The sequence below is a fragment of the Candidatus Frankia alpina genome (assembly GCF_902806485.1).
GTDB classification, from domain to species: Bacteria; Actinomycetota; Actinomycetes; order Frankiales; family Frankiaceae; genus Frankia; species Frankia alpina.
In genome coordinates, this window is the sequence record NZ_CADCWT010000511.1 from 1 (window position 1) to 913 (window position 913).

Here is a 913-nt window from a genome sequence, read left to right on the forward strand (position 1 = left end):
GGCGCTGGTCACTGGGGTCAGCCGACGCGCGGGCATCGGATACGCCACCGCCCGACGCCTCGCCGCCCTGGGTGCAACGCTGTTCCTGCACCACTACACGCCGCACGACCAGGACCAGCCCTGGGGAACCGATCCCGGCGGACCGCCGGCGGTCATCGACGGCGTGGCCGCCGCCCGCGACGACGACCAGGCGGCCATCCATGACATGGAGCTCGACCTCGCCGCCCCCGAAGCACCCGAACAGTTGGTCAACAGTGCCAGCGCCGCCGTCGGGCACCTCGACATCCTCGTCTGCAACCACGCCCGCAGCGGCGGCGACGGTCCGCTGGGCACCCTGGACGCGGCCATGCTCGACGCACACTGGGCCGTCAACACCCGCTCGACCATCCTGCTGGCTCAAGCCTTCGCCGCTCAGCACGACGGCCGGCGAGGCGGACGGATCATCTTCATGACCTCCGGGCAGGACCTCGGACCGATGCGCGACGAGGTCGCCTACGCAGCGAGCAAAGGGGCCCTCGCTTCCATCACGCGCACCCTCGCTGACCATCTCGCCGATCAGGCCATCACCGTCAACGCCGTCAACCCGGGTCCCGTGGACACCGGCTACGCCCCGCCCGAGGTCCACGAAACCGTCCGCCTCCGTTTCCCGCAGCAACGCTGGGGTACTCCCGACGACCCTGCCCGCCTCATCGCCTGGCTCGCGACCGACGACGCCGCCTGGATCACCGGGCAGACCCTCAACACCGAGGGCGGCTTCCGCCGCTCGGACTGACACTCGGACTGAGAATCGTTCGTTTGCGGTCGCCCATCGGCGCACCTCGCCCTGACGGGCCCCACCGGCTGAAATTTGGCGGGCCAGGTCGGCTACCTGAGCGCGGGACCTGCAGCGGTAGGGGGCAAGCCTGTCGCAGCG

The 913-nt window shown here is 70.8% G+C and carries 1 protein-coding gene; it reads left to right on the plus strand.

Annotated elements, in window-relative coordinates; genetic code table 11:
* The coding region (locus tag G6R25_RS24250; RefSeq protein ID WP_136449767.1) for an SDR family oxidoreductase at positions 1-772 on the plus strand (772 nt) is incomplete at its 5' end.
* Between the last annotated feature and the right edge of the window lie 141 nt (positions 773-913).